We start from the raw sequence: 1,153 nt of genomic DNA on the forward strand, positions 1-1,153 counted from the left end.
AATGTCCTGTGTGGAAAGCTTCTGCATAGCAAGACATTTTTGAAGCTGATTTAGCACTGGTCAGAAGCAGACGTGTGTCCGGCCTGTTTGCGCAGCACACGCGGCTGCTGGCCTTGATGGTTTCCGCAGACCAAGTCCCATACGGGTCATGCGGACAACAATTGTGTCCTGGACATTCGACGGGGTGTCTTGGTTGGCGGGCTGACGGTGCTCCATCATTTCAATGGTCTTGCTGTCTCGTGTGTTCTTTTCTCCTTCGGTCAGGCAGTGTGGGGCCGATAGTATTCATTCTTGGTTAGCACGGCCCAGACAATTCGAGCTGTTTTGTTGGCCATTGCTACTGTTGCCAACCGAGGCGGTTTGCGGGTGAGCAGATCTATGGCCCAAGGGTCGACACGATCAGGGTTCACTTTCATTTGACGCAATCGGGCGGTCATCCCGGTGACAAGCAAGCGCCGGATATATCGGTCGCCCATCTTCGTGATCCGACCCAATCGTTCCTTTCCCCCGCTGGATCGGTTTAGTGGGGTCAAGCCCAGCCACGCTGCAAACTGCCGACCATTCTTGAACTGCTTGGCGTCGCCAACGGTTGCAACAATAGCTGATGCTGTCACAGGTCCAATCCCTGGTATTGTGCGCAACAGCATCACGCGCTTGTCCAGTTTCGAATGCAAACGCATGCGTAGCTCGTACCAGCGGAGGCGAAGATGCATGGCGACAAGTTGATGACTAAGCTGCTTGAGAACATCTATCGCAATCTCAGGCAGGGCTGGTCTATCTCCGTCCAGAATACTCTTGGCAAATTTGACCGCACTTCCTGTACCCTGCGCAATGATGATGCCAAACTCGACCAACAGGCTGCGCAGCATGTTGCTGAGCTGGGTCCGTTGCCTGACAATCAAATCGCGGGCGCGATGCAGAAACAGAACCGCCTGTTGCGCTTCAGACTTTGGCGCAACGAACCGCATCGTCGGACGTGTCACTGCCTCACAGATCGCTTCGGCATCAACCGCATCAGATTTGCCGCGCTTGACATATGGCTTCACGTAATTGGCCGGGATCAACCGAACGTCATGGCCGAGCTTTGAGAGTTCCCGTGCCCAATGATGGCTGGACCCGCATGCTTCCATCCCAACCAAACATGGTTCTAGTT

At 54.5% G+C, this 1,153-nt stretch carries 1 protein-coding gene; it reads right to left on the reverse strand.

What is annotated here, in order from left to right; all coding sequences use genetic code 11:
- Nucleotides 1-260: 260 nt before the first annotated feature.
- On the reverse strand, nucleotides 261-1,153 hold an 893-nt coding region (locus HRQ87_RS19970), incomplete at its 5' end, for an IS110 family RNA-guided transposase (protein ID WP_174140207.1).

The sequence above is a fragment of the Parasulfitobacter algicola genome (assembly GCF_013315265.1).
Lineage (GTDB): Bacteria > Pseudomonadota > Alphaproteobacteria > Rhodobacterales > Rhodobacteraceae > Parasulfitobacter > Parasulfitobacter algicola.